This window comes from Streptomyces sp. NPDC055506, from assembly GCF_053643595.1.
In genome coordinates this window covers 19,842-27,112 of the sequence record NZ_JBSHKH010000018.1, presented here as the reverse complement: position 1 = coordinate 27,112, position 7,271 = coordinate 19,842, and the positions used below count along the sequence as shown (strand labels likewise).

5 protein-coding genes are annotated in these 7,271 nt (G+C 68.9%); all 5 read right to left on the bottom strand.

The features are described 5' to 3' along the window. Window positions 1-354 precede the first annotated feature (354 nt). Window positions 355-1,326, bottom strand: a complete 972-nt coding sequence (locus ACWIF2_RS09850; RefSeq protein ID WP_454359629.1) for a sporulation protein — start codon at window positions 1,324-1,326, stop codon at window positions 355-357. Between the two features lie 247 nt (window positions 1,327-1,573). Beyond that, window positions 1,574-4,039: a CBM35 domain-containing protein gene (locus ACWIF2_RS09845; protein ID WP_454359627.1), complete on the bottom strand. Its 2,466-nt coding sequence runs from the start codon at window positions 4,037-4,039 to the stop codon at window positions 1,574-1,576. 88 nt (window positions 4,040-4,127) lie between these two features. Further along, entirely contained in the window at window positions 4,128-4,952 is an 825-nt protein-coding gene (locus tag ACWIF2_RS09840; RefSeq protein ID WP_454359625.1) for a carbohydrate ABC transporter permease, read from the bottom strand. Continuing rightward, window positions 4,949-5,869: a carbohydrate ABC transporter permease gene (locus ACWIF2_RS09835; protein ID WP_454359623.1), complete on the bottom strand. Its 921-nt coding sequence runs from the start codon at window positions 5,867-5,869 to the stop codon at window positions 4,949-4,951. Before ACWIF2_RS09835 ends, ACWIF2_RS09840 begins: the two co-directional genes overlap by 4 nt. Window positions 5,870-5,871: 2 nt before the next feature. Further along, window positions 5,872-7,203, bottom strand: coding sequence for an ABC transporter substrate-binding protein (locus tag ACWIF2_RS09830; protein ID WP_454359621.1), 1,332 nt, complete (start codon window positions 7,201-7,203; stop codon window positions 5,872-5,874). Window positions 7,204-7,271 lie beyond the last annotated feature (68 nt).

Below are 7,271 nucleotides of genomic sequence, written 5' to 3'. Positions count from 1 at the left end.
CGTGGTCTTCGTGGGCGCTGGCTCGGCCTTATCGGCCTCGGCGGGCGTCCTGGGCCAGTGCCCGGGGTGGGCGTCGGCCTGGGTGGTTTGCCGCTGGGCCTTTGCCTCGGGGTGCAGAGGCCCGGGTGCCGCGCGGTGGCTTGCCGCCGGTCCTCCGCCTGGGGATCAGCGGCCCGGGGCGCCGCTTCCCTGTGCGGGTACCGGCCGCCCGGCCTCGGATCGGCGTCACCGGCCCCGGCCGGTTGGCCTGGACCGGTGCCCAGGCCAGGGCCCTTGACCACTGCCCGCCGGACCCCGGCCCCGGGACGCAGCGCCCCGGCACCGCTGCCTGCGCGGATACCGGGCCGCCCGGCCTCAGCCCTCCTCTTCCTCCTCGCCCTCGAAGAAGTCCCCGACCTCGTCGACGACTTCGCCCGCGACCATGCCGCCGACGACCCCGGCGGCGAGTCCGGCCGCGCCCGCGGCGACGGCGGTTCCCATGCCGGGGCCGGAGCGGTGGCCGTCGTGTCCGTGGCCCACCGGGCCGAAGGAACCGACGGGGGAGCCGTACGACGCCCGGTGTTCGACGAGTTGCCGGATCCAGCCGTCGACGATCGCGGGCCAGTCCTGCTGCTCGACACCTTCGTGGGAGACGTTGAAGCGGGTGAGCGCGTCGTGGCCGGACGACAGGAAGCCGCCGCGCTTGTCCGCCTCCAGTACGACCTCCATGCCGCCCGGGTTCGCCAGGAACGTCAGCTCGATCTCATTGACCTGCTGCGCGTACCGGGGTGCCGGGACGAGCTCGATCTCCTGGTAGAACGGCAGCTGCTGGCCGGTTCCGCCGATGCGCCCGTACTCGAGATCCGCCGACTTGAACCCGAACCCGAGCCCGCCCAGCGCTTCGAGCACGGCCTCCTGCACCGGCAGCGGCGCGACGACCAACTGATCCAGATCGCCCTTGTCCTTCGCACCCGCCACCGACAACTCGGTACGCACGCCGAGTACGACGCCCAGGCTCTCCCCGTGCAACTGGGTCGCCGGCGTCTCCCACGGCAGCGTCACGCTGAACGGCACACCGCGCTGCTCGCCCTCGGCGAGCCGGAAGCCGCCGCCGACGGTGAATCGGTCGAAGGCGACGACCCCCTCGCTCTCACCGCCCTCGTGCTCGGCCTCGATCCGGGCCACCAGCTCCAGGGTGATGCCCTCGATGTCGAAGTCGGCTTTGCCGCCGACGAGTTGAACCTGGCCGGTGAGCGTGCCGCCGGGCCGGACGGGAGCCGGGTCGAGGACCGTATCGACGGTGGGGCCGCCCACGCCGATCGCGCCGAGCAGTCGTTTGAACACCATGGTGGCGTCCACTCCTTCACATGCGTGTACTGACGTTCCGCAAGAATTTCTACAGGAATGTAGAAGCATAGGGGATGCGCCGGTGTCCCAGATCCCGGGCAGCATGGAAGTGTGGTGGATCGGCCCGAACGAAGGGATCCGGGCCGCCTGCTGGTACGAGTGAGGTCCGCCCCAGACACGGCGGTGCCGGTTGCGAAGGAGAACACCCCCTCCGCAACTCCGCAACCGGCACCCGTCACCGCACGGCTCAGCCCACGACCCGGCCGAGCTCGATCCGGTCGATGTTCGGCGCCCAGGCGCTCGTGTTGCCGAACGTCACCTTGTTGGCACCCTTCTTCAGATCGACCGGGACGCCGACCGTCCAGTAGTCGTCGAAGCTCCAGGTGTTCTTGAAGGTGACCTTCACCGGAGCCGCGGTTCCGACCGTGAGGTCCGCCGTACGGGACATGATGTCCGTGTTGTAGGCGTGGCCGTTGTCCCTGCGGTCGTTGTGCGCGTAGTGGACGACCAGCACATGGCGGCCGGACCGGGGCGCGTTCACCGTGAACTCGGCGGTGCTGGACGCGCTGTTGCCCAGCCGGCCGATGTACGAGCCGGCGGACGCGTGCGGGGAGTCGACGAGCTCGGCGCCGCCCGCGAGCACCGCCGAGGCGCCCTCGTAGGAGAGCGTGCCGGAGGCCGAGCCGTCGCCGGAGACGTCGAGGGAGCGCACGGCGGCGTGGCCCGACGTCATCGCGATCCGGTTGTTGCCCGCGACCAGGTACAGCCGCAGCGGCCGGCCGGGCGCGGCCGTGACCGTCTCGCCGTGCAGCGCGAGCTTCACCGCCGCCGAGGCCCGCGGCACCACCGTGTAGTAGCCGTCACGCGGGGCGTAGACGTCGAACACCGCCTTGTCGCCCGAGCGCAGCACCAGGGCGCCCGTGCCCGTCCCGGCCGAGGACGAGTAGTCGTACGACGGCTTGCCGCCGATGTCCGCCAGGGTGGCCTCGTACGACGCGGAGGCCGCGCCCGTCCGTGTGGTCAGGTCGATCCGGTCGAGGGTGACCTCGGCGTCGCCCTTGGACAGGACCAACTGGTGTGTGCCCGCCTTCAGTTGCACGCCGACTTCCTTCTTGGCGCGGTACGTCCAGTTCTCGGTGGAGGGGTAGCCGACCGTCACCGGGTCGCCGCCGTCGACGATCAGCTTCTGCGTGGCGGGGCCGCCGGACTGGTTGCCGTACAGGATCGCCAGGTCGTACGTGCCGTCCTTCGGCACCGTCACCGTGAAGGCGACCTTGCTGCCGGGCTGGTTGAGGGAGCCGACGTCCTTGGTGCCGGAGGCCGCGTAGCCGTTGGCGTTCTGCACGGTGCCCTGCGTGTACACCTTGCCGTCGGTGATGGCCGCCTCCTCGGCCTCGTACGACGCCGACCACGGGACGGAGGCGGCGGACGGGGTGCCCGAGCCGCCGGGGGTGAGGACGATCCGGTACGCCGACATCTTGTGCAGTCCGCGCAGCGGAACCGTCACCGAACCGTCGTCCGCCACCTTCACCTTGGTGCGCGCCAGGACCTGCGGAGCCGCGTGCTGCCCCTCGTAACCGGACCAGGCGGCCTCGGCGACCGTCGCGGTGACCGTACGGCCGAACAGCGACCGCGGGACGTTCCGCACGACCACGTCCGAGTCGGCGGCGGAACCGCCGAGCAGCACCTGCGCCTGGCGGCGGGAGGCGTCGAGGGAGGCGAGGCCCTGCAGCGTGTCGATCGTGTTCGGCTGCGGCGGCGTCACCTTCACGGTGTTCCCGGTCATGCCCGCGTACCAGCGGAACAGCCACCAGCCGCCGTTGGGGATGTTCGAGCGCACCACATGGCCGCTGAGATTGCCGGCGGCGTCCCAGTAGGCCATGTTGGCGTACACCTTGTTGCGCTCGAACATGGACACCCACTGCACGAGCTGCCCGGGCACGGACAGATCGCGGCGGTTGGCGTACTCATCGATGTTGATCTTCAGCGGGGCGATGCCCGCCTCGCGCTCCAGCGCACGGTAGTCGTCGTAGTGCGCCTGGAAGTCGCGGAGAGATCCCGAGCCGAGCTCGTGCCAGGTCATCACCTGGGGCAGCACGTTCTCCCGCTTGGCGAACACGAGGAAGTCCTTCAACAGACGTGTGTGGTAGGCCGCTTCATTGGGTCCGGCGATGCGCGCGTCCGGGTCGATCGCGCGGATCCGCTGGTACACCGTCTTCCAGTCCTTGAAGAACCGGTCACGGTTCTTCTCGTACTGGGTCTGGTCCTGGACGTCGAGCTTGTACCAGATCTGGTCGGGCTCGTTGAACGGGATGTAGACGAAACGGTCGCTGTTCGGGTCGGCCGAGACCTCCTTGACGATCTTGTCGACCTTGGGAAGGTAGTCGTCGATGCCGAGGTCCTCGTACGGCCACTTGGCGTAGATGTCCTGCATCATCACGTTGATCTCGCCGCCGCCGTTGCGGAAGAACGACTTGGAGACGGTGAGCGCGTCGCCGTTGGGGTGCTGGGCGCCGCCCTCCGGCTTCTGCGAGACGCTGGTGATCTTCAAGGGCGCCATCGCGGCGTCGCTGGGCACGCCGTCGTCGCTGAGCCCGTACAGGGAGCCGTTGGCGCCCAGCATCACCGGCCCCTCGGAGGCGTTGAGGTCGACGGTGAGGCGCTGGGGGTCGGCCGCGGCGGCGGGACCGGCCGCGGGGAGGGTGCCTGCCATGGCGGCTGCTCCAAGTAGTGCTGTGATCAGGGCGGTTCTGGTGCGGGATCTCGTGCGGGCGGGGGTGCTCACGCTGCTGGACCTCCAGTCACTTGACGGCTCCACTGGTGATTCCGGACACGATCTTGCGCTGGCCGACGAGGAACACGGCGACCATGGGCAGGCTCATCACCACGACGTACGCGAAGACGAGATGCCAGTTGTTGAGATAGAGCTGGGCGCTGGCGACCTGGTAGAGGTTGAGCGGCAGGGTCGCTCTGTCTCCGCCGCCGAGGACGAAGAACGCGTAGAAGACGTCGCTCCAGGCGTAGAGCATCACCATGATCGTCGCGGTGGCGATCACCGGCCGCAGCAGCGGCAGGACGATCCGCCAGAAGATCCGTGACGGAGCCGCCCCGTCCATCCGGGCCGCCTCCTCCAGCTCCATGGGGATGGCGCGGATGAAGCCGGTCATGAAGAAGATCGACGTCGACAGATACATGCCGGTGTAGACGGCGATCATGCCGGGGCGGGTGTTGGCCAGGCCCAGCTGCCGCAGCTCCATCACGATGGTGATGACGGCCGGCGGCAGCAGCAGTCCGCTGATGCACAGCGCGTACGCCGCCGAGACCAGCTTCGACTTGCGGCGGGCGAAGACCCAGGCGGCGCCCGCGCCCAGGATCAGCACCAGCACCACCGAAGGCACCACGACCAGCAGCGAGTTGAGGAAGCCGCGCAGCATCTCCCCCTCGCTGACCGCGTCCGCGTAGTTGCTCGCGGGCTGCCAGTGCCCGGGCAGGTCCAGATTCGGCTCGATCGCCTCGGCCTGCGGCTTGGCCGAGGTGACGGCGACCAGCCACAGCGGCACACCGACGGCCAGCGCGGCCAGCAGTACGACGAGGGAGGGGCGGCCGTACCGCCACACCGCGGTCACAGCAGCTGCTCCCTTCGACGGAGCCCGACGACCAGCGGAATCGCCACGGCGACCACCACCAGGAACAGGACGAGACTCATCGCGGAGGCCTGGGCGTACAGGCCTTGTCCGAAGATCCGGAACATGTAGATGTTGAAGACCTCCGTGGAGGCCGCGGGGCCGCCGCCGGTGGTGGCCTGCACGATGTCGAAGGTGTTCATCGAACCGATCAGCGCCGTGGTGACGTTGAAGGTGACGGCCGGCGCGAGCATCGGCCAACGCACCGACCAGAAGGTGCGCCAGGGCCCCGCCCCGTCGCACTTCGCGGCCTCCAGCATCTCGCCGGGAATGCCCTTGAGCCCGGCCAGATAGATCAGCATCGACAGGCCCATCCACTTCCAGCCGTGGATGAGGGTGACGATCGCCAGCGTCCAGGTCGTGGAACCCAGCCAGGGGATGTCCGTGCCCAGCAGGGAGTTGACGGCCCCGTCCTGGTCCAGCAGCGCCTGGAACACGTAGCCGGTCGCGAGCGCCGAGATCAGCACCGGCAGAAAGAAGACGGCACGGAAGAACCGGTTGAAGCGGCTGTCGTCCTCCAGCAGCAGTGCCAGCACCAGCCCGAAACCGTTCTGGAACAGCGCCGCCAGCAGCGCGTACGCCAGGGTCGTCCGGATGGCACGCAGCAGCGAGCCGTCCTCGGCGATGGTCCTGAAGTTGTCCAGGCCCGTGAAGGCGATGTCCGCGTGGTACGAGGACCAATTGGTGAACGGGTAGTAGAAGTTGAGCAGGTTCGGTACCAGGAAGAAGCCCGCGAAGACGACGATCGCGGGCAGCGCGAACCACCAGGGGTGGTGCACGGCCGCGCGTGGCAGCCGCCCCACCTTCTTCGGCGCGCCCCTGACCGGCGCGGGCTTGGTACGTACGACCGTGTCCGCCATGGTCAGAACCCGGGGGCGCCCTGGGCCTTGGCCACCTGCGCGAACTGGTCCTGGATCGCCTGCGCGACCTGCTTCGGGCTCTTCTTGCCGAAGATCATGTCGGCCAGGTAGAGGTGGGTGTCCGGGGCGACGATCGCCTTGGCCTGGAAGACGCCGATGGCCTTCGGCAGCGCCGCCACCTGGGCCTTGGACGTCTCGGGCAGTCCGCCGGGGGTGGGCACGGCCGGCTGCACGGACGGGATCTTCATCGCCTTGATGTAGTCCGGGTAGTCCGGCCCGAGCCAGAAGGCGAGGAACTGCCGGGCCGCGTTCTGCCGCTTCTCGTCTCCCGTCTTGAAGGCGACGACACCGTTGGTCTGGTCGGGGGAGTACAGGCCGGTGGCCGAGGAGTTGGCGACCGGGAACCAGCCGATCTTCTTGTCGATCTCGGCGGTGGAGTACTTGGCCTGCAACTGGCTCTGGAAGGACGTGACGTTGAGAACCATGCCGGCCTCGCCCTTCCACAACGCGTCGGCCTGCCCGGTGAACGTGCCCGTCCGGTAGTTCTTCTGGGCGAGCCCGGCGTCGAGCAGCTTCTCCTTGTACTTCTTGATCGCGCCGACGACGACCGGGTCGGTCCATTTCTTCTTGCCCGTGTTCAGATCGGCCCACCACTGCTGGTCGAGGTCGGTGAGCTGGAGCTGCATCTGCCACTGGAGCGGCCACTTGTCGCCGCCGGCCTCGTAGAAGGCGGCGGCGTCGGACTTGTCGACGACCTTGCGGCCGAGGGCGAGCAGCTCGTCGTAGGACGCGGGGAAGTCCTTCTCGGCGATGCCCGCCTGCTTGAAGACGTCCTTGTTGTAGTAGACGCCGAGCATGGCGGGGCTGGTGACGATCGCCGCGTACCGCTTGCCGTCGATCATGCCGAGCGACTTCTCGGTCCCGCCGAGCTCGGCCTCCCACGGCTCCCCGTCCAGGGTCAGGAGGTTCTGCTTCGGCTGTATGAACGGCAGGGTGGAGATGGACGGCTGCCAGAACATCAGGTCGGGGCGGTCGCCGGAGGCCAGCTTCGTCGGCACGTTCTGCTCGTAGAGGTCCGGGATCGCCTGGGTGTCGACGGTGGCGCCGGTGGCCTTCTCGAAGGCGTCGATGACCTGCTTGGGCGCGTCGACCGTGTTCTGCGCGGTCCACATGGTCAGCTTCACACCGTCGAGGCGGGCGGTCGGATTCACCGCCGACGGCTTGGCGTCCGAACCGTCCGAACCGGAGTCCCCGGCGGTCGGGTCACTGCACGCGGTGGCGGCCAGGCCGGCGGCGCATATCAGCGCCAGGGCGGGGAGAGCTCTTCTCTTCATCTCGTGCCTTTCCGGAGCAGGCGGTGCGGTTCAGGAAGCGGGACTCACAACTGCTGTGCGGACGAGCG

Coding starts and splice junctions, on each gene's coding strand:
- ACWIF2_RS09850 (WP_454359629.1), bottom strand. CDS start 1,326: ATGGTGTTCAAACGACTGCTCGGCGCGATCGGCGTGGGCGGCCCCACC.
- ACWIF2_RS09845 (WP_454359627.1), bottom strand. CDS start 4,039: ATGGCAGGCACCCTCCCCGCGGCCGGTCCCGCCGCCGCGGCCGACCCC.
- ACWIF2_RS09830 (WP_454359621.1), bottom strand. CDS start 7,203: ATGAAGAGAAGAGCTCTCCCCGCCCTGGCGCTGATATGCGCCGCCGGC.
- ACWIF2_RS09835 (WP_454359623.1), bottom strand. CDS start 5,869: ATGGCGGACACGGTCGTACGTACCAAGCCCGCGCCGGTCAGGGGCGCG.